At 70.6% G+C, this 20140-nt stretch carries 18 protein-coding genes; 6 read left to right on the top strand and 12 right to left on the bottom strand.

Annotated features, from left to right (window positions below; all coding sequences use genetic code 11):
- Positions 1-73 precede the first annotated feature (73 nt).
- Both ACGFNP_RS57570 and ACGFNP_RS57565 read right to left on the bottom strand, forming a co-directional pair.
- Complete coding sequence (locus ACGFNP_RS57570; RefSeq protein WP_214633495.1) at positions 74-334, bottom strand: WhiB family transcriptional regulator; 261 nt, start codon at positions 332-334, stop codon at positions 74-76.
- 322 nt (positions 335-656) lie between these two features.
- Positions 657-2579, bottom strand: a complete 1923-nt coding sequence (locus ACGFNP_RS57565; protein ID WP_393333165.1) for a hypothetical protein — start codon at positions 2577-2579, stop codon at positions 657-659.
- 193 nt (positions 2580-2772) lie between these two features.
- On the opposite strand from ACGFNP_RS57565, the gene cofD reads away from it, so the two are divergent.
- The 3 genes from cofD to ACGFNP_RS57550 all read left to right on the top strand — a co-directional run bounded on the left by cofD (position 2773) and on the right by ACGFNP_RS57550 (position 5839).
- Positions 2773-3711 (top strand): 2-phospho-L-lactate transferase, encoded by a 939-nt coding sequence (gene cofD / locus ACGFNP_RS57560; protein ID WP_358335697.1) that lies wholly within the window; start codon positions 2773-2775, stop codon positions 3709-3711.
- Positions 3708-5027: a coenzyme F420-0:L-glutamate ligase gene (locus ACGFNP_RS57555; RefSeq protein ID WP_393333161.1), complete on the top strand. Its 1320-nt coding sequence runs from the start codon at positions 3708-3710 to the stop codon at positions 5025-5027. Before cofD ends, ACGFNP_RS57555 begins: the two co-directional genes overlap by 4 nt.
- 77 nt (positions 5028-5104) lie before the next feature.
- Positions 5105-5839 carry a lytic polysaccharide monooxygenase gene (locus tag ACGFNP_RS57550; protein WP_393333158.1) on the top strand — a complete coding sequence of 245 codons (735 nt, stop codon included), beginning with the start codon at positions 5105-5107 and terminating at the stop codon, positions 5837-5839.
- Between the two features lie 62 nt (positions 5840-5901).
- Here ACGFNP_RS57550 and ACGFNP_RS57545 read toward each other — a convergent pair whose 3' ends face one another.
- The 7 genes from ACGFNP_RS57545 to ACGFNP_RS57515 form a co-directional block, all read right to left on the bottom strand.
- Positions 5902-7647, bottom strand: a complete 1746-nt coding sequence (locus ACGFNP_RS57545) for a substrate-binding and VWA domain-containing protein (RefSeq protein ID WP_393333155.1) — start codon at positions 7645-7647, stop codon at positions 5902-5904.
- Positions 7648-7727: 80 nt separating this feature from the next.
- Complete coding sequence (locus tag ACGFNP_RS57540) at positions 7728-10484, bottom strand: bifunctional FO biosynthesis protein CofGH (RefSeq protein WP_393333152.1); 2757 nt, start codon at positions 10482-10484, stop codon at positions 7728-7730.
- A 48-nt stretch (positions 10485-10532) separates the two neighbouring features.
- The gene (locus tag ACGFNP_RS57535; protein WP_358336088.1) at positions 10533-11426 is read right to left on the bottom strand and encodes a DNA-3-methyladenine glycosylase 2 family protein; all 894 of its coding nucleotides are present in this window, start codon (positions 11424-11426) and stop codon (positions 10533-10535) included.
- A gap of 299 nt (positions 11427-11725) precedes the next feature.
- Entirely contained in the window at positions 11726-12817 is a 1092-nt protein-coding gene (locus tag ACGFNP_RS57530) for an NDP-sugar synthase (RefSeq protein WP_219537448.1), read from the bottom strand.
- Between the two features lie 20 nt (positions 12818-12837).
- Positions 12838-13977 carry a glycosyltransferase family 4 protein gene (locus ACGFNP_RS57525; protein WP_393333281.1) on the bottom strand — a complete coding sequence of 380 codons (1140 nt, stop codon included), beginning with the start codon at positions 13975-13977 and terminating at the stop codon, positions 12838-12840.
- Positions 13978-14049: 72 nt separating this feature from the next.
- Positions 14050-14907: a lysylphosphatidylglycerol synthase domain-containing protein gene (locus ACGFNP_RS57520; protein WP_393333149.1), complete on the bottom strand. Its 858-nt coding sequence runs from the start codon at positions 14905-14907 to the stop codon at positions 14050-14052.
- A 38-nt stretch (positions 14908-14945) separates the two neighbouring features.
- Positions 14946-15773, bottom strand: coding sequence for a class I SAM-dependent methyltransferase (locus ACGFNP_RS57515; protein ID WP_358335677.1), 828 nt, complete (start codon positions 15771-15773; stop codon positions 14946-14948).
- 97 nt (positions 15774-15870) lie between these two features.
- Between ACGFNP_RS57515 and ACGFNP_RS57510 the strand changes: the two genes are divergently transcribed.
- The gene (locus ACGFNP_RS57510; protein ID WP_393333146.1) at positions 15871-16587 is read left to right on the top strand and encodes an SPFH domain-containing protein; all 717 of its coding nucleotides are present in this window, start codon (positions 15871-15873) and stop codon (positions 16585-16587) included.
- A 148-nt stretch (positions 16588-16735) separates the two neighbouring features.
- On the opposite strand, the gene ACGFNP_RS57505 is transcribed toward ACGFNP_RS57510, so the two are convergent.
- Positions 16736-16873: a hypothetical protein gene (locus tag ACGFNP_RS57505; RefSeq protein WP_393333143.1), complete on the bottom strand. Its 138-nt coding sequence runs from the start codon at positions 16871-16873 to the stop codon at positions 16736-16738.
- Between the two features lie 9 nt (positions 16874-16882).
- On the opposite strand from ACGFNP_RS57505, the gene ACGFNP_RS57500 reads away from it, so the two are divergent.
- Positions 16883-17281: a hypothetical protein gene (locus ACGFNP_RS57500; protein ID WP_393333140.1), complete on the top strand. Its 399-nt coding sequence runs from the start codon at positions 16883-16885 to the stop codon at positions 17279-17281.
- Between the two features lie 9 nt (positions 17282-17290).
- Positions 17291-18250: a lysylphosphatidylglycerol synthase domain-containing protein gene (locus ACGFNP_RS57495; RefSeq protein ID WP_393333137.1), complete on the top strand. Its 960-nt coding sequence runs from the start codon at positions 17291-17293 to the stop codon at positions 18248-18250.
- Here the strand turns inward: ACGFNP_RS57495 and ACGFNP_RS57490 are convergent.
- Both ACGFNP_RS57490 and ACGFNP_RS57485 read right to left on the bottom strand, forming a co-directional pair.
- Positions 18151-19212: a glycosyltransferase family 4 protein gene (locus tag ACGFNP_RS57490; protein WP_393333134.1), complete on the bottom strand. Its 1062-nt coding sequence runs from the start codon at positions 19210-19212 to the stop codon at positions 18151-18153. The genes ACGFNP_RS57495 and ACGFNP_RS57490 overlap by 100 nt on opposite strands.
- A 1-nt stretch (position 19213) precedes the next feature.
- Positions 19214-20107 carry a glycosyltransferase family 2 protein gene (locus ACGFNP_RS57485; RefSeq protein ID WP_358335662.1) on the bottom strand — a complete coding sequence of 298 codons (894 nt, stop codon included), beginning with the start codon at positions 20105-20107 and terminating at the stop codon, positions 19214-19216.
- Positions 20108-20140 lie beyond the last annotated feature (33 nt).

Genomic DNA, 20140 nt, shown 5'->3' with positions numbered 1-20140 from the left:
GTGGATCAGGCGCGCCCACCATACATGCGAGAAAGGGTCACACGGCAGACCGCGTGACCCTTCTCTAATATCCCTAAACGGCCTCTCGCTTGATCCTTCTGCGCTCCCGCTCGGACAGCCCACCCCAGATGCCGAACCGCTCATCGTGTTCGAGTGCGTACTCAAGACACTCCGCACGCACTTCGCACGATCGGCAGACCTTCTTGGCCTCTCGGGTGGAGCCGCCTTTCTCCGGGAAGAACGCCTCCGGATCCGTCTGAGCGCACAACGCACGCTCCTGCCAGCCGAGTTCTTCAGCGTCAAGCTCATCTTGTGCGATGACCAGATCGGTCACTGCACACCTCCCTGCCGCCCGCCCGCAATGGAGCCCCCCATGGAACGCCTTCCTTACTACCCACCCACAGGAAGGCGTAACAACATGGTTGTAATTACACGCGTGTGCCGTACGTGGAGTCAAGCGGCATGCCGGTATCCGGGGAAAGACCAGATCTCGCCCCGGTGTGCATGGCATGTGATGTTCGCACCCTGGCCTACGCCCTCGATCCGTGGCTCTGGCCTGGTGTGTTGGAACGTCTGTCAGCGGTCCGAACCGTACCAGGGCAGGAAAGACACCCGCCCGTGGCCCACCTTCTCTCTAGCCGTGCTTTAACGGACTCTTACCTGCGTGGCTCGTTAGGGGCGTATATGGCCGTGGGGTCGATCGGGTCGTCTCCCTGCCCTGGCCCATCGCCCAGCGCGTCGCCCCGGAACATCGACTGGTCAAGCCGGACCGTCGCCTCGGTCGGGGGCTCGTTCCACCCCGCCGCCTGGTGGTGCGGCTGGTAGGGCTGCGGCTCGTACTGGGCCGGCTGGGGCTCGTACTGGGCCTGGTGTGGCTCGTATGGGGCCTGGTGGGCGGGGGGCTGGGCCTGGTGGGCGGGGGGTTGCGGCGGGTAGCCCGGCTGCTGGAGCTGCTGGGGGTGCCCGAAGGGGTCGTCATACGGCGTGGCCTGCTGCTGGCTCGCGTAGTCGGGGACGCGGAGGTCGGGCGCGCCGCTGTTCGCCGAGTGCTGGTACGTCTCGGCCTGCTGGTAGGCGTCCAGGAGTTGCTGGGAACGCGGGTCCACCGGCGGGTCGGGCTCCTGGTAGGCGGCCGGGGTGGCGTACTCCTGGCCCGAGAAGCCGGTGAAGGGCTGGCCCTGCGGCTGGTCGAAGGCGTTGGGCACGTAGGGCTGCTGGCCGAACTGGGGCTGGGGCTGCGCCGCGGGCGGGGGCTGGTCGGCCGGTGCCCATGGGTTCGGCTGGTTGTCGATGGGTGCGAAGGGGTTCGGTGGGTTCGCCGCCGGGGTGTACGCGTTGGGCTGGCTGTCGACGGTCTGGTAGCTGTTCGCCTGATTGTCGGCCGGGGCGTAGGTGTTCGGTGGGCTCGCCGCCGGGGTGTACGCGTTGGGCTGGCTGTCCGCGGGGATGTACGGGACCGCCTGGTTGTCCGGCGTGTTGTACGGCTGCCCGAACGCGTTCGGCTGGCTGTCCGCGGGGACGTAGGGAGCGGGCTGGTACTCGGGCTTGGGCTGCGGGAAGCTCGGATCCGTCGCGCCAAAGCCGGGCTGGGGGAAGCCCTGGTCTGGCTGGCCGTGATTCTGGTCGGCCGCAGCGGTGGCCGGCTGGGGCGTGGGCGCTGGCTGCTGGGCATAACCGGGCTGCTCAGGCGCGCCACCATAACTCGGCGGCTGCTGACCATAGCCCGGCTGCCCCACCGGAGCACCCTGGCCGTCCAGCTGACCACCGACACTCGGCGGCTGCTGGCCGTAACCGACCTGCTCAGGCTGACCGCCGTAGCTCGGCGGCTGCTGACCGTAACCGGGCTGCTCGGGCGCGCCACCATAACTCGGCGGCTGCTGACCGTAACCCGGCTGCCCCACCGGAGCACCCTGGCCGTCCAGCTGACCGCCGACACTCGGCGGCTGCTGACCGTAACCGACCTGCTCAGGCTGACCGCCGTAGCTCGGCGGCTGCTGACCGTAACCCTGCTGCTCCGCCGGAACCCCGGCGAAAGGCGGTTGCTCGCCGTACGGCTGCTGCATGGGGGGTTGCTGGCCGTAGGGGGCGTTGGGGAACTGCTGGCCGTACCCCTGCTGGGGCTGGACGGCGGGACGGTCGGGGAGGACCAGGGGCAGCAGGTAGACCAGCGCGATGCCCGTCAGGGCGAGCACCGGCACACCCCTGAGCACGAACTCCGCCGTCAATCGCGCACCGTTGCCCGCGAAAAGCCCGAGCACCAGCGTGATCGCGCCGAACAGGGTGGCGATGCCGAGCATGGCCGCCGCGCCGAACGCGACCGGCTTGGCCTGGGGCGACGGTGTACCGACCTTCGTGAGCAGCAGCACCGAGCCGAGGAGCAGCGCCGTCGTGACAGGGCTGGTGAAGTTCCCGAAGTTGCTGAAGGCGCGGTCGGCGAAGGAGAGGGCGAGGTCGCCGGACAGCGAGCCCGAGGAGCTGACGAGCACCTTGCCGATGGCCACGAGGATGTTCAGCCCGCCGCCGGCGAGCATGAGCCAGGCGGCCGGCTCCCTCAGCCGGGCGACGTCAAGTTTGCTCACAAGTACCCCCATCGGACCCTTTAGCCCGAAGGGAGTGTGCCACATCGCCGCCTCTCACGGCGGGGGTCCCAGCAACCTCTTACGTGCTAGACGTCCCAGTTAGGCCCTATTTGCTGGGTTTTTCGGAGACCGAAGCGTTGTAAAGGCCGCTCCCGAGGCAGGCGTGTCGGAGGCCGGTGCAAGACTGGTCCGCATGCACATCGTGTCCCTCGCCGGCGGCATCGGCGGCGCCCGCTTCCTGCGTGGCCTGCGGGCGACGGCCCCCGACGCCCAGATCACCGTCATCGGCAACACAGGTGACGACATCACCCTGTTCGGCCTGCGCGTCTGCCCCGACCTCGACACCGTCATGTACACCCTGGGCGGCGGCATCGACGAGGAGCAGGGCTGGGGCCGCGCCAAGGAGTCCCACACCGTCAAGGAGGAGCTGGCGGCCTACGGGGTCGAGCCGCAGTGGTTCGGGCTGGGCGACCGCGACTTCGCCACGCATATCGTCCGGTCCCAGATGCTGGAGGCCGGCTACCCGCTCTCCCAGATCACCGAGGCGCTGTGCGCGCGCTGGCAGCCGGGCGTGCGGCTGCTGCCGATGAGCGACGAGCGCTGCGAGACGCACGTGGTCGTCTCCGACGAGCGCGGGCGGCGGGCGATCCACTTCCAGGAGTGGTGGGTACGACTGCGCGCCTCCATCCCCGCCGAGTCGATCGCACTGGTCGGGGTCGAGACCGCCAAGCCCGCCCCCGGCGTGCTGGAGGCCATCGCGGAGGCCGACGTGGTGATCCTGCCGCCGTCCAACCCGGTGGTGAGCATCGGCACGATCCTGCAGGTGCCGGGCATCCGCGACGCGCTGCTGACCAAGACCGTGGTGGGCGTCTCCCCCATCATCGGCGGGGCGCCGGTGCGCGGCATGGCCGACGCCTGCCTGACCGCGATCGGTGTCGAGACGAGCGCCCAGGCGGTGCTCGACCTGTACGGCGCGGAGCTGATCGACGGCTGGCTGGTCGCCGAAGAAGACTCCGGCGTCGCCCTCGACGGGGTCAGGGTGACGGCCCGGCCGCTGATCATGCATGACGCCGACGCGACGGCCGACATCGCCCGCGCCGCCCTCGACCTGGCCCTGGAGCTCGCCCGATGACCCTGACAAACTCGACCGACCCCGCGGACTCGGCGAGCCGGCTGCCCGGGCGGGTCGAGGTGTTCGGGGTTCAGGGGATCGGCGAGGTGCGGCCCGGTGACGACGTCGCGGCCCTTCTCGGCGGTGCCGACCTGCGCGACGGCGACATCCTCGTCATCACCTCCAAGATCGTGAGCAAGGCCGAGGGCCGCGTCCGGCAGGCCCCCGACCGCGCGGCCGCCATCGCCGACGAGACCGAGCGCGTCGTGGCCAGGCGCGGCGACACCGTCATCTCGCAGACCCGCCACGGCTTCGTCATGGCCGCCGCCGGGGTCGACGCCTCCAACACCACCCCCGGCACGGTCCTGCTGCTCCCCGAGGACTCCGACGCCTCCGCCCGCCGCATCAGGGCGGCTCTGGCGGCCCGCGCGCGGGTGGGCGTGATCGTCTCCGACACGTTCGGCCGCCCGTGGCGCCACGGGCTGACCGACGTGGCCATCGGCGCCGCTGGCGTGACCCCGCTCGAAGACCTGCGCGGCGGCACCGACACCCACGGCAATCCCCTCAACGCCACCGTGACCGCGCTGATCGACGAGATCGCCGCCGCCGCCGAGCTGGTCAAGGGCAAGCTCGCGGGCGTGCCCGTGGCCGTCGTCCGTGGCCTGTCCCACCTGGTGACCGAGGAGGACGGGCCGGGTGTCCGGGCGCTGGTCCGTCCGGCCGACGAGGACCTGTTCCGCTACGGCTCGCGGGACGTGGTGTTCGCCCGCCGTACGATCAGGGAGTTCTCCGCCGACCCCGTGGACCCCGACGCGGTACGGCGGGCGGTGGCGGCGGGCATCGCCGCCCCGGCGCCGCACCACACGACCCCCTGGCGGTTCGTGCTCGTCGAGTCGGCGGAGACGAAGGTGAAGCTGCTCGACGCCATGCGCGACGCCTGGATCGCCGACCTGCGGGCCGACGGGTTCACCGAGCAGTCGATCACCAAGCGGGTCAGGCGCGGCGACGTGCTGCGCAACGCCCCCTATCTGGTCGTGCCGTGCCTGGTGATGGAGGGCTCCCACACCTACCGTGACGACCGGCGCAACGCCTCCGAGCGCGAGATGTTCATCGTGGCGACGGGCGCGGGCGTCGAGAACTTCCTCATCCAGCTCGCCGTGGAGGGACTCGGCTCGGCGTGGGTGTCGTCCACGATGTTCTGCCGCCCGGTGGTGCGCGAGGTGCTCGACCTGCCGGAGTCATGGGACCCGATGGGCTGCGTCGCGGTGGGCCACGCCGCGGCCCCGCCCCGTGACCGCCCGCCGCGCGATCCGCAGGACTTCATCCTGACGCGCTGACAGGCAGTCAATGACCATTTACCGTTAATAAAGTTTCCTTTACATTCGGAGCATCCCCCCATGTAAAGGAGCAATCCATGCGAAGGATGCTCACGTTACTCACCGTGGCGGTGATCTCGATCGCCGCCACGGTCTTCGTCGCCCAGCCGGCCCTGGCGCACGGCTACATCAACTCGCCGCCCAGCCGCCAGGCGTTCTGCGCGCAGGGCAAAGTGCCCGACTGCGGCGAGATCATCTACGAGCCGCAGAGCGTGGAGGGGCCGAAGGGGCTGCGTAACTGCCACGGCAACGTCGCCCGGTTCGCCCAGCTCAGCGACGAGAGCAAGCCCTGGCCCGTCACGTCGGTCGGCAACACGGTGACCTTCAACTGGACGCTCACCGCCAGGCACGCCACCACCACCTGGGAGTACTACATCGGCAACACCCGGGTGGCCTCCTTCAGTCAGGGAGGCGCCCAGCCACCGGCGACGCTCTCCCACACCGTGAACTTCTCCGGCTACACCGGCCGGCAGAAGGTCCTGGCGATCTGGAACGTCGCCGACACGCCCAACGCCTTCTACGCCTGCGTCGACCTGAAGTTCGGCGGCGGCGGAGGCGGAACTCCGACCCCCACCCCGACGCCGACCCCCACTCCGACGCCCACGCCGACCCCGACCCCGACCGTGCCGAGCGGCACCTGGGCGCCGAATGTCGCGTACGCGGTGGGTGCGCTGGTCACCTACGCCGGGCTGTCGTACAAGTGCATCCAGGCGCACACCTCGCTCCCCGGCTGGGAGCCACCGAACGTGCCCGCGCTCTGGCAGCGCGTCTAGCCCTCTGCGCGCACGTGCGAACGAGGGGGCGCCGGGGATCCCGGCGCCCCCTCGTCACGTCATCACGTGCTCGGCTTGCAGGTGGGGTGACACAGGCGGCGGGCCAGCGCGGCCAGGAAGACGTCGATGATCTCGTCGGGCTGCTGGGCGACGTGCAGGGAGCCGTTCGTGGCGGCCGTGATGCCGGACAGGCTGGCCCGATCCACATTGCCGAAGGCGATGATGACGATCTGGATGGGCTTGTTGGGGTTCCACTCCTGGTGAAGCTTGTCGAGCAGCTGCGGCAGCCTGGTGCCGCGGCCGTCGTCCTTGCCCGCGGTGATCACCAGGAGCGTGTTGTTCATCTCCTCGCGATAATGGCCGGCGACCTCGTGGAAGCCGCCGAGTATCGCGTCATAGAGCGAGCTGTCGCGGTCGGGATGCGCGGTGATCGTGGTGGTGAGCTCGTCGAGCACGCTCCTCCGGACCAGCTGGCCGGTCTCGGGGCGGTTGATCGGCCCGAGCCCGACACGCGGCTGGTAGCCCTTGGCCTGCCCGAGCCCGTCGGCGAACTCCCACAACCCCATGTGCGTGGAGTCGGGGAACAGCTGTAACCCGATCTTGGCCGCGGACAGCGCGACGCCCAGCCGGGTGGTGTCCTTCAGCTTCTCGGCCATGTGCTTGGAGGTGTCGGCCAGCACCAGGATGTTCGTCGGCGGCGCCAGCCTGCTCCACGCTCGCAGGGCCTCGTCGATGTCCTCGGGCGACACCGAGGGCCTGGTCTTCGGGGTGCCCGTCGGGATCTCCGGCCCCGGCGAGACCGGGCCCAGCGTGCCGTCGCCCGAGTGGAACCCGGCCCGCCGTACGAGATCCTGGGCCTCGGAGCCGCGCAGCCAGTCGGCGAAGAGCGTCGAGGCCTCGGCGACCGTGGGGTCGGTGGCGGTGACGACGTACGGGTAGTCGAGGTTGATCGTGCCCTCGCGCGGGCGCAGCGCGACGACCGGATCGGCCGACGGCTGCCGGTTGTGCGTCCACACCGACTGCTCGGGCACGATGACCACCGGCCGCTTCCAGAACGTGTGGTCGTCCACGGCGGCCAGCATCGAGCGGTAGTCGGGCGCCGAGCCCGCCTGCGCCCAGCGGACGAACGCGGTCAGCGCCTTGTCGGCCTCGGGCCCGTTGCCCACGACGTCCCTGGCGGCGGCGACCGTGGCGATGCCCGCGCCGGCCAGCGACGGGTCGGGAACCCGCACGATGTCGGGCTCGTTCGCGTTGGGCGTGAGCCGTCCCCGCACGGTCGAGGGGAAGACCATCCGCCAGTTCATCTCGGTCTTGCCGACGGAGAAGCGCTGCGCCAGCGAGGACCGTGTGGCGAACACCAGCGGCGACGTCGCCACCACGCTCTCACCCGCGGGTAACGCGCTCGCGCCCTGCTTGCGGGCCAGCCGGATCCAGGCGGAGGAGTCGGCGATCCAGCCGTCGGGGCGCTCGCGCAGCACCCCCGCCCGGTCGCCGATCAGCGTGCGCAGCACGGTGGCCGGGGGCTGCTCGGTGACCTGGACGAGCACGCACCGGCTGCCGACCGTGTTCTTCTCGTCGTTGAAGCGTCCGGCCGCCTCCATGGCCGCCGGAGCAACGTCCACCGCGGCGGCCACGCTGACCAGAACAGGCTCTCGTGTCGTGCACAGCGCGCCACCTCCGCCGAAGATGACGACCACGGTGGCGGTGACGATGGCCAGCGCCGCCGCCCCCGCCAGCAGGCCGCGTTGCAGCGCCTTCCTGCGGCGCTGCTCGGCTGGCAGCGCTGCGCGGTGTCGACCCAGCCGCACGGTGCACCTCTCTCCAGGGGACTGCCGATTCTCCCAGCGCCGCCCACGACTGGCGCAAGAGTCGGTAGAACTTGTTATATCTAAGCCATCGGGAGCACCCGCCTGACGCTCTGGCAGACACCGTCGCTCGCCGCCGACGCGGCCAGCCGCTCGCCGTCCGGGTGGCCGTACTCCGTCGTCCGCTGCCTGACCGGCCGGCCGGTGATCTCGACCATCGCGCGCAGCTCGCTGATCGTCTTGTACGAGCCGTTCTCCGACCCGGCCATGCGGCTGATGGTCTCCTCCATCAGCGTGCCGCCGAGGTCGTTCACCCCGCCCTGGAGCACCTGGTGGCACAGGTCGTCCTGGAGCTTGACCCAGGAGCACTGGATGTTCGAGATGGCGCCGTGCAGCAGGATCCTGGCCAGCGCGTGCACGGCCCGGTTCTCCTGCGCGGTCGGTCCCGGCCGGGCGACGCCCGCCAGGTAGATCGGCGAGCTGGTGTGCACGAACGGCAGCAGCACGAACTCCGAGAACCCGCCGCTCTCCTCCTGCAGCCGCCTGATCAGCTTGATGTGCCTGACCCAGTGCACGTGGGTGTCCACGTGGCCGTACATCATCGTGGACGTGGTCGGGATGCCCACCCGGTGCGCGGTGGTGATGACGTCGATCCACTCCCTGGTGGGCAGCTTGCCCTTGGTGAGCACCCAGCGGACGTCGTCGTCGAGGATCTCCGCCGCCGTGCCCGGCAGCGAGTCGACCCCCGCCTCCTTGGCCGCGTGCAGCCAGTCCTCGATGGAAAGGTTCGTCCGGCTGGCGCCGTTGATGACCTCCATCGGGGAGAACGCGTGCACATGCATGCCCGGTGTCCTGGCCTTGACCGCCCTGGCGAGGTCGAAGTAGGCGGTGCCCGGAAGGTCGGGGTGGATGCCGCCCTGCATGCACACCTCGGTCGCCCCGGCCCGCCACGCCTCCTCGGCGCGGTCGGCCACCTGGTCGAGGCTCAGCGTGTAGGCGTCGGCATCGGTCCTGCGCTGGGCGAACGCGCAGAAGCGGCAGCCGGTGTAGCAGACGTTGGTGAAGTTGATGTTCCTGTTGACGACGTACGTCACCTCGTCGCCGACCGCCTGCGCGCGCAGGTCGTCGGCGATGCGGGCCAGCTCGTCGAGCGCCTCGCCGTCGGCCGACAGCAACGCCACGGCCTCGGCCTCACTCAACCCCGCCGGATCCGCCTCCGCCCGCCGCAACGCCGCCCGCACTTCAGCGGGCGTGTGTCCCCCAGTCGCCCGCGCGGCGCGCTCTGCCTGCCCAGGGTCTCCGTGATCTGCCCGCCCGGAGTCGGCGCGCTCCCCCTGCCCGGGGCTCCCGTGCTCTCCCCGGCCGGGAGCGGGTACGGTCTGCTCTCCCTGATCCGGTACGGCGGCCCGCTCTCCCGGCACCGGTGCGGCGAGGAGGTGGTCGGCGGCGGGCGGCGCAATGCGTACGGCGGGGTCCAGGCGTTCGCGCAGGGCCTCCCAGTCGCCATAGACGTTGTCGAAGTCGTCACGCCGATCATTGGTCCGGCCCAAGGTGTCCACTTCGACGTGCAGGTCCACCCGCCCGGAAGCCGCGAATCCCCCATCCGGCTCCTGCCACGGCCGCCCCTGGAGCACCGCGTCCTCCCGAGCCAGCCCGGTGACCGGATCAGCCAGCGCCGCCACATGCCCGAACAGCCGAGGATCCAGCCAGGGCTCCCCCGCCAACACATATTCCGGATAAATCGTCAGCCGCTCCCGCAGCACGAACCCCGCCTCCCGGGTCCGCGCCGCCAGGTCGTCGATCTGCGGCCATGGCCGTTCCGGGTTGACGTGGTCGGGCGTCAGCGGCGACACCCCACCCCAGTCGTCGATCCCCGCCCGGATCATCAGCTCGTACTCCGCGTCGACCAGATTGGGCGGCGCTTGCAGTCGTACCCGGGGCCCCAGCACGAGCCGGGCGACCGCGATCGTGGCGGCCAGTTCCTGGAGGTCGGCGTCGGGCAGGCCGCGCATGGCGGTGTCGGGCTTGGCGCGGAAGTTCTGCACGATGACCTCCTGGACACCGCCGTACTCGCGCGCCACCCGCCGGATCGCGAAGATCGACTCGGCCCGGTCCTCGATGGTCTCGCCGATGCCGATCAGGATCCCGGTGGTGAACGGCACGTTCGAGCGGCCCGCGTCCTCCAGCACGCGCAGGCGTACCGCCGGGTCCTTGTCGGGGGAGCCGTAATGGGCCGCCCCCTTCTCCTCGAACAGCCGCCGCGAGGTCGTCTCCAGCATCATGCCCATCGACGGCGCGACCGGCTTGAGCCGCTGCAGGTCGCGCCAGCTCAGCACGCCGGGGTTCAGGTGCGGGAGCAGCCCGGTCTCCTCCAGGACCCTGATCGACATCGCGCGTACGTACGACAGCGTGTCGTCGTAGCCGTGCGCGTCCAGCCACTCGCGGGCCTGGTGCCAGCGATCCTCGGGACGGTCCCCCAGCGTGAACAGCGCCTCCTTGCACCCCATCGCCGCCCCCTGCGCGGCGATCTCCAGCACCTCGTCGGGACTCAGGAACGGCGCGGGCAACTTGTTCGGCGCGGTCGCGAACGTGCAGTAACCACAACGGTCCCGGCAGAGCCTGGTCAGCGGGATGAACACCTTCCTGCTGTAGGTGATGACCCCCTCCCGGCCTATCGCCGTCAATCCGGCATCCCGGACCCGCGAGGCGTGTTCGAGCAGTGTGTCAAGGTGTTCATCGCGGGCGTGGAGAAGCACGGTCGCCTCGGCGACGTCGAGGGTCTTGCCATCGCGGGCCCTGGCGAGAGCACGGCGAAGTGCGGATTCACTGACGAGACTCATAACGGGCACACTACGTGGGCTGGGTTCGTGGCCCGCACCTAGGGCAGGTCAGAAGGCCCGGTAGTCGCGGACCGGCATTCGCGGACCGCGCGCCGGCGGACGCAGTCCGGTGAGCCAGATCAGGACCGTCGCGCGGTGCCGGTGCCCCTTGTACGGCTCCAGCAGCCGCATCATGCCCGGATCGTCGGTCTTCTCGCCGGTCAGCGCGTAGCCCACCAGCTTGGCCAGGTGGAAGTCGCCCACGCTCACGGCGTCGGGATCGCCGAAGGCCCGCTGACGAACCTCCGCCGACGTCCACACCCCGACCCCCGGCAGGGCCCGCAGCAGCCGGTCGAGCTCCTCACTGGTGGCGGCGGCCTCCAGCTTGTCGGCATGCCAGGCGGCGGTGGCGATGGTCCTGGCGCGTACCGCCTCGGCACCGGCCCGATGCCAGTGCCAGGACGGCACCTCCCGCCACACACTCGCCTCGGGCACGACCCGCATCCCTTCGGGCGCGGGTCCCGGGGCAGGCTCCCCGTAGCGGTTCAGCAACCACCGCCAGGCCCGCCAGGCCTCACGCCCGACGACCTTCTGTTCGAGCACGGCAGGCACCAGCGCCTCCATGACCCGGCCGGTCCTGCCGATGCGCAGCCCCGCGTGCTTCCTGGCCACGTCCTCCAGCACGGCGTGCCGGACACTGAACCCCGACGCGTCGTCCTCGGCCCCGAGCAGCGCGGGCAGCCCCTCAAGAAGCCACTCGGCCCCCGGCCCCCAAGCCTGTCCGCGCACACTGCCCGTCCGCGCGCTCACCCGCAGCGTGCCAGGCCCATCAGGGGTACGGGAGGTACGCCAGACGGCGCCGTCATGCGTGGCCCGCCAGGTCGGGTCCCCGGTACCACGCCGGTGCGGCCCCAGCACTAGGCCCACATCCAGCGCCCCCTCAGGCACCCACCAACGCTCCATCACCCAACCAGTCTGCCGTCCGATTCCGACTAGGGGTGCCGTGGGCCTGTGATGAGGCGCTGTCTGGATCCGCCTCCGGGTGCCGGGGGCCCGTGAAGAGGCGCCGTCCGGATCCGCCTCGGGGTGCCGGGGGTCCCGATACGCCTCGGGTGCCGGTGGCCGCCTGTCACGGGCGCGCGTATCGGCGCCCGACCATGTGCGGGCTCAGCGGCCGTATTCCTGGAGGCCCCCAGCCCTGTACGGCGGGTGGCGGGTGCCCACCGCTTGCCGTACAGGAACAAAAGGCTTTTCGCCAGAAATCAGACGTCGCTCGAATAGCGGACCGCGCGCTCAGGGAGCTCGATGCCCGGCCAGATGCGCACCCCCGCCTGGAGCTCGTTGCCCGCGCCCACCACCGCGCCGTCGCCGATCACGGCGTCGCACACCACCGCGCCCGCGCACACCCGCGCCCCCCGGCCCACCACCGAGTCCGTGACGGTCGCGCCCGAGTGGATCACGCAGTCGTCGCTCAGCACGCTGCCCATCACCGAGGCCCCAGCCTCGACCACGGCGCGCGCGCCCACCGTGGAGCCGCCCTGCACCTTGGCCTCGGGAGAGACCACCGCGCCGTCGAGCACCAGGTATTCGCCCGTCGGACCGGGCAGCGCAGGCGAGGCCAGCCGGCCGAGCACCAGGTCGCGCGAGCCGCGGACGAAGGCGGCGGGCGTGCCGACGTCGAGCCAGTAGGTGCGGTCGGCGTAGCCCAGCACGAGCTCGCCCGACTCGATGAGCCCCGGGAAGGTCTGCCGCTCGACCGACACCACCTCGCCCCGGGGGATCTGGTCGATGACCGAGCGGGTGAACACGTAACAGCCCGCGTTGATGCGGTTGGTCACCGGGTTGGGCGTCTTCTCCAGGAAGGCCGTCACCCGCCCGTCGTCGTCGGTGGGCACGCAGCCGAACCGGGTCGGATCGTCGACCTCCGTCAAATGGAGCGTTACAGCGGCGGATCGCCGCAGGTGAGTGCGGATCTGGTCACCTATGTCGTGACCGGACAGGATGTCGCCGTTGAGGATGAGCACGGGGTCGTCGGGACCCGAGCCGAGCGCCTCGGCGGCATTGCGGATCGCCCCGCCGGTGCCGAGCGGCGTCTCCTCCGTCATGTATTCGATCGAGAGCCCGAACGCCGACCCGTCGCCGAAGACCGGCTCGAACATGGATGCTTTGTACGAGGTCGCGAAGACGATCCGGCGAACCCCGAACGATCGGGCCCGGGCCAGCTGGTGTGCCAGGAACGGCACTCCGGCGGTGGGCAACAGCGGCTTGGGCGTGCCCAGTGTCAGCGGACGCAGGCGCGTGCCCTGCCCCCCGACCAGGAGGATCGCCTCGAGGTCCGGCAAAGAGCTCTCCATCACTCGGTGAGGTTATCTGACTATTCAATTGCGCGTTGATAGGAACTGAGATGCGCTTCCACGGACGCCTCCCAGGTGAATTCGCGGGCCCTGGCCAGACCGGCCTCGCGGAGCTGCCGCCGCCGTTCGGGGGAGGCGAGCAGCCGGCCCAGCTCGCTGGCGATGCTGTCGGCGTCGGGCTCGGTGTAGGCGACGGCGTCGCCGCCCACCTCGGGCAGCGAGGTGCGGTGCGTGGTGAGCACCGGCGCGCCGCAGGCCATCGCCTCCAGCACGGGCAGCCCGAAGCCCTCGCCGCGCGACGGGAACGCCACCACGGCCGCCCCGCCGAGGAACCCCGGCAGGTCCGGAACGCGCAGGAAACCCGGCCGCACCACCTTGACCGTGGCCTCGACCTCCCGGCAGGCGGCGTCGACGTCGTCCTCGTGGATCCCGCCGCCGAGCACCAGCGCGGGCGGCCTGTCCAGGCTCTTGACGGCCATGGCGAAGCCGCGGATGAGGTTGGGAACGTTCTTGCGCGGGTCGAGCGCGCCCAGGAAGGCCACGTACGACTGGCCGTGCAGGCCGCACCTGGTGGCCGCGCGGAGCATCTCGACCTCGTCCGGCGGGTGGAAGAGCTGCTGGTCGACACCGTGGTAGGCGACGTCGATGCGGGTCGGATCGGCGGCGAGCACCCGGATCAGCTCGTCCCTCGTCGCCTTGGACGGCACGATCACCCGGGTGGCGTGACGTACGGAGGTGCGGGTGGCGGACCGGAAGAACGACGCCCGGACCGCGCTGTGCTGGTCGGGCTCGGTGAACCAGGTGACGTCGTGCACGGTCACCACGGTGGGCAGGCCCGCGCGGATCGGCATCGAGTAGTAGGGGGCGTGAATGACCTGCGCCCCGCCTGGCGGGCGAGCAGTGGCACTCCGCTCTGCTCCCAGGCGAGCCTGGCGGCCCGGTTGGTGATGGCGACCGGGCCCGGCATGATCCGCGCCGAGGGCGCAAGCCGCCCATAGCGGTCGGCGTCCGCCCGCTGGCAGACCACGGCGAGGTCGGCGCCGGCCCGGTCGAGCCCGGCGACGAGCCCGTCCACATATCTGATCAACGCACCACGGTCTGCGGGGACCGCCGCGGCATCGACGAGCACACGAGGCATTACGAAGATCTTCTCCCCTCAAGATCAACGTGGGACTTTGTCATCCCCCTCTAGGTTCAGCTTATGACCAGCGTCCCCCAAATCGTGGCCTAAATCACACCGAGTCGCGCCGAGCCGCGATTCCCGCCATACCCGCGCAGATCAGGTCACCAATGACGATGACGATTCGCGATGAAAGAGCCACGGCGATGGCCTGGCCCGAGGGCATCACGGGCGACAGCACGCCCACGATGACCACTTCCCGAACACCGGCCCCGGCGGGCACCACGACCGACATGATGCCCAGGCACCACGACAGCGCGAAGGCGCCGATGGCGAAGAGCAGGCCGGCCTGCGGCACGATGAAGTACAGGTGCAGTCCGTAGCAGACCCAGCCGGCCAGGGCCCAGCCGAGCGCGGTGAGCATGCCGCGCCGGGTGAGCGGGTGTTCGAGCGGCTCGCGCTTGAGCCGGCGCAGGCCGAACCCGATCAGCCCGTTGATCACCTTGGGCTCCAGCAGCACCAGCAGCACGGGGACGAGGAGCAGCAGCCAGCCGAACCGGTCCCAGCCGAGCGTGACCAGCGTGACGAGCAGGCCGGTGGCCAGCTGGATCGGCATCGTCAGGAAGAACGCCGCCGCGCTGCGCGGGCGGGGCACGCCGAGGTCGCGGCCCATCTCCATCTGGGCGAGCACCGGCCAGACCGCGCCGGGGATGTACTTGCCGAGCTGGCCGACGAAGAACACCTTGGCCGCGGAGCGAAGGGGCAGCGGCGAACCCAGGTCGGCCAGCAGGGTGCGCCAGGTCAGCATGGCGCCCAGCAGCGCGCCCACGACACCGATCAGAGAGGCGGCGAGCAGCGGCCAGCTCAGCCGGGCGAACCCGGCGACCACGGCGTCCCACTGCGACGCCACGGCCCACACGCCGAACCCGAGGGCGACCAGCAGGAACCCGAACCGCACGACCTTCCGCACGACGGGCGCCTTGCCTGACGTACCGGGTTTGATGGTGCTCACAGCGGGCGGACCCGCTCGGGCGGCTGCGGAAGGTCGGCGCCGGCCGGGCGCCGGGCAGTCTTCGTCGCCACCCACAGGTACGTGGGCACGACCGGCAGGAGCAGCCGCAGCACCGCGCGCGGCGTACGCGCGAGCACGGCCTGCACCACGCGCCCGAGCGCGCCCGGGAACAGCTCGGACCCGGCGAACCGGGTCGGCGTCGCCAGCACCGGGAAGGTGTAGTCCCACACGTGGAAGGCCCGCAGCATCCTGCGCAGCCCGCGCCGGGTGCGGAAGCGCTCGTAGTAGTGGTCGGCGCGACCGGAGGCGCGCACGTAGCGGTCGGCGAGCGCGGGCGGCAGGTACGACAGGAACGGCAGCTTGTAGTGCGGCTCGATGACGCCGAGCCGGTTGCCCAGCCCCAGGTAGAGCACGCCGTCGTCGGACAGCACGCGGTGCATCTCGGCCACCACGGCGTCGGGGTCGACCACGTGCTCGTAGATGTGGTTGAACACCAGCACGTCCACCGAGCCGTCGGGGAACGGCAGCGCCGTGCCGTCGCCGCAGACGAACGCCACCCGCTCGCCGAACCGGTCCGCCGCCTTGCGCAGCCCGGGGACGTCGATGTCGATGCCCAGCGTGTGCTTGGCCCCCGCCCCGGCCAGCTCGTCGGCGATGAACCCGGCCGAGCAGCCGACATCGCCGACGGTCAGCCCGCCGAGCGGGCCGTGGAAGTGCTCCACCACCGCGATGATCTTCGCGGCCTTGCGCCGGCGCTTCTTCTCGTCGAGCATCGCCGACTGGAACTCGGAGTACTCCAGCTGTGCGACCCGTTCCTTACCCACGCCGCCCAACAGTACCCGCGTGTGAGAGGCGCTGACCGGTCGAAACGACTTTGGTACGGTTGCCCGCCTGTGTGAGATAGCGGAAGACGGGGAAGAAATGGCGCTCTTCGCTAAGATCCGGGGCGAGCTGGCCGGGACCGATGCCCAGTTCCGTACCGAGGAGGTGGAGGGCTACCTCCGCCAGATGATCGTCGGCCGGCTGGCCCACGCCATGAGCACCGCGAACGTGCCGGTGCTGGACATGGCGGCCAACCAGCACGCGATGGGCCGGCAACTGGCCGAGGTGCTCACGGCGGATCTGGCCGGGGTGGGCATCTCGGTGCCGAACTTCACCTTCGAGAACATCTCGCTGCCTCCCGAGGTGGAGGAGGCGCTGGACAAGCGCTCGCAGATGGGGATCCTGGGCGATCTGGGGCAGTACGCGAAGTTCCAGGCGGCCAACGCGCTGGAGAACTCGGGCGGGGTCGGCGAGGGGATGGGCCTCGGCATGGGCATCGCCGCGGGTCAGCAGATGGCGGCCGCGCTCAAGCCGGAACAGCCCGCGCAGCAGGGGCCGCCGCCGCCCGCGCCGTCCGCGAGCACTCCTACGACGCCTTCCTCGCCAAGCCACGCGTACGGTCGACGGCCCCGAACCAGTTCGCCTGCCCGGGCTGCCACGCCCGCACCGAGAGCGACGCGATCTCCAAGCTCTGCCAGTTCTGCGGCACCGCCCTGGTCGCCGACACCACGGCCGACGCGCAGATCGCCCCGGAAGCGGTGCTCCCGTTCGCCCTCGACCGCCACGGCGCCCGGCAGCACCTCCGCGGCTGGGTGAAGACCCGCTGGTTCGCCCCGAACCGCCTCAAGAAGGTCTCCGAGGCGGAGTCGATGAAGAGCACCTACCTGCCCCACTGGACGTTCGACGCCGGTACGGTCTCCGACTACACCGGCCAGCGCGGCGAGCACTACTGGGTGACCGAGAGCTACATGGAGAACGGCCAGACCAGGACCCGCCGGGTCCGTAAGACCCGCTGGTACCCCGCCGGCGGCAGGGTGTCGCGCGCGTTCGACGACGTGCTGGTCAGCGCCACTGACCAGGTCAGCAAGGAGCGGCTCGACAAGCTCGAACCGTGGCCGTTGAAGAGCGCCGTGCCTACCAGCCGGGCTATGTCGCCGGGCACCACAGCCTGCGCTACGACACCGAGCCGCAGAGCGCTCTGGAGCAGGCCAAGGGCCGCATGGCGAAGGTCATCGAGGGCGACTGCCGCGACGACATCGGCGGCGACGAGCAGCGCGTGCACTCCGTCGACACCTACTACTCCGACGTCACGTTCAAGCTGATGCTGCTGCCGGTGTGGATCGGCTGCTACCTGTTCGGCGGCAAGGCGTACCAGGTGCTCATCAACGGGATCAACGGCGAGGTGCAGGGAGACCGGCCCTACAGCACTGTCAAGATCATGCTCGTGGTGCTGGCCGTTCTCACGGTGGTCACCGGCGCCGTCTGGATATACGCGGTCAACCACGGTTAGCCTTGGCCAATGCTCCGCCGCCTGCTGCGCGTCTTCCTCGCGCTGGTCGCGCTCGGTTTCCTCGGGTACGGACTGGCCAGGAACTGGGATGAGACCATCGCGGCCGTGGCCGCGCTGTCGCCTTGGGCGGTGCTCGGGGCGTTCGCCGAGGTGCTGGCCGGGCAGTTCTGCATGCTGCTCGCCTGGCGGAAGGTGCTGGCCGGGCTCGGGTCGCCAATGCCGTTGCGGGTGACCGGACGGATCATGTTCGTGGGCCAGCTCGGCAAGTACATCCCCGGCTCGGTCTGGGCGTACGCGGCGATGATGGATCTCGGCCGCGACCACGGCAGCCCGCCGCGCCGGACGTTCGCCTGCATCTCGCTGTCCCTGGTGATCAACCTGGGGGTCGCGCTCTCGATCGCCGCCGCGACGCTGGCGACGCAGCAGGCCGTGCGCCAGGCGTGGTACCTGCTGCTGCTCGTCCCCGTGATCATCGTGTGCCTGCATCCCAAGGTGCTCACCTGGGGTCTCAACCTGGCCCTGCACCTGGCGCGCAAGGAGCCGCTCGAAAGCGTGCTGCCCGGCCGTACCGTGCTGGTCGCGGTGGCCTGGACCGCGCTCGGCTGGTTCGTGTACGGCCTGCACACCTGGCTGCTGTCCGGCAGGTGGGACCTCTACGTGGTCGCGACCGGGGCCTACGCGTTCGCCTGGGCCACCGGGCTGCTGACGTTCGTGGTGCCCGCCGGGGTCGGGGTGCGTGAGGGCGCCATGATCCTCGTGCTCCGGCCGCTGATCGGCGACGGCCCGTCCTACGCGGTCGCGGTGGTGTCGCGGCTGGCGTTCACCCTGGGCGACGCCGTCGCCGCGGGCATCGCGTTCCTGCTGGGCCGTCAGGCGTCGAGGAGCACCGCGGAGTACGCCGACCAGAACGGCTCCGGATCGACCGCCTTGACGCCCGACCGCAACCGTTCGGGCTCGCCCGGCGCGTAGAACCGCTTGATCGCCCGGTTGAGCACCTCGACGTCGTCCGGCTCGACCAGCAGCCCGTCGACGCCGTCCGTCACGTGGTCGGCGAGCGCGCCCACACGGGTCGCGATCACCGGCACGCCGTGCTCGTGCGCCAGCCAGACGTTCTGGCTGGCGGTAGCGGTGCGGTACGGCAGGACGAGCGCGTCGGCGGAGGCGAACAACTTCGGCACGTCCTCGGCGGCCACGTAACCGGGCCGCAGCTCCACCCGGTCCGCGATGCCCAGCTCGCCGATCAACGCCCGGGTGCCGTCGAGCCCGCCCCAGAACTCCCCCGCCACGGTCAGCCCGACCCCTTCCGGCAGGGCGCGCAGCAGCAGATCGAGCCCCTTGTACGGCCGGACCATGCCGAAGAACAGCAGCCGCCCGTGCACCTCGGCGGAGCGCTCCCCGGTCGTGGACGGCAGGTGCGGCGGCAGCCCGGCCACACTCACCGGCCGGTCACTCAGGGAGGCCGCCAGCGCCGCCTGCTCGTCGGAGTGGGTCAGCACCGCGTCGACCCGGTTGAGCAGCGCCTTCATCAGCGGCCTGTCGTACGGCTTGCGCTCATGCGGCAGCACGTTGTGGCACAGGGCGACGGTCTTGGCCTTCCTGCCCAGGCCGTACAGGATGCCGAGATAGGCCGGGACCTGCACCGGGCTCAGGACGGCCAGGATCACCAGGTCGGCCGAGCGCAGCCGGCGTCCGCACGCCACCCAGCCGCCGGGACTGCGCCAGTCGAGCCTGCGCAGCGTCTTGGGGTAGGGGGTGCCCTCGGGCGCGGAGATCGTCTGCTGGCCCGGGTAGAGGAACGCCGGGTATTGAGCCCGCCACGACTCGATCACCACGTCGTGGCCGAGCGCCGTCAGCCGGTGCGCCAGCTCGGTGGTGTGCTGCGCCCCGCCCCCTTTGTACGGGTAGGTGGGGCCGACGATGGCGATGCGCACGCTATTCGCCCCGCGAGCGCACGATCAGGTCGGCCAGCAGTGCCACGGATCCGATGAGCAGCCCCGACAGGAAGATCATGACGGTGTTGGCCGGGAAGTAGAACGGGTGCTGGATCATGTCCCAGACCCCCTTGACGAACCCGATCCCCACCAGCCACAACGCGGGCGGCATGAGCACCTTGAGCGGGTTGAAGTACATGATCATCCGCAGCACCTGCAGGATGTAGCGGTAGGCGTCGGAGACGAAGCTGAACTTCGACTTGCCCGCCCGCTTGGCGTAGCCGATCGGCAGGTAGTAGACGTCGTGCTGGTTCGACAGGAACGACAGCGTGATCGTCGTGACGCAGGAGAACCCGGGCGGCAGCAGCCGCAGGTAGGGCTTGGCCACCGTCCTGCGGAACGCGCGCAGCCCGGAGTTGAGGTCCGGGATCTTCTGCCCGGCGAGCTGCTCCGCCACCTTGCGGATCACCCACTTGGCCGGGACGCGCAGCAGCTTGTGCGACCCCTCCTCGGACGTGCGGGCGCCGACGACCATGTCGACGGTCGCGTCCTTCTCCAGGATCTGGACCAGCTCGGGGATCCGCTCGTTGGGGTAGGTCATGTCGGCGTCGGTCCAGACGACGATCTCGCCTCTGGCCTCCTGCGTGCCGATGCGGCGCACGGTGCCCGCCCCGCCGTTGCGGTGGAACGCCCGGATCCGCAGGTGCTCGAACCGGGGCGCGGCCTCCTGCAGCCTGGCCAGCGTCTCGTCGGTGGAACAGTCGTCGACCGCGACGAGCTCATAGGTATAGCCGCTGGAGTCCATCGCCTTGGTGATCCGCTCGACCTCGTCGATGACGTGGTCCTGCTCGTTGTAGCAGGGCAAGACGATCGTGACGTATGGCGCTTCTTCCACGGCGTATCCACTCTGGGGGGTCTCAGGCGTGCT

The sequence above is a fragment of the Nonomuraea sp. NPDC049269 genome, assembly GCF_043197155.1.
In the GTDB taxonomy this organism is placed as follows: Bacteria; Actinomycetota; Actinomycetes; order Streptosporangiales; family Streptosporangiaceae; genus Nonomuraea.
Note: the sequence above shows the minus strand (reverse complement) of the source record. Positions and strands in the feature narration are given on the sequence as shown.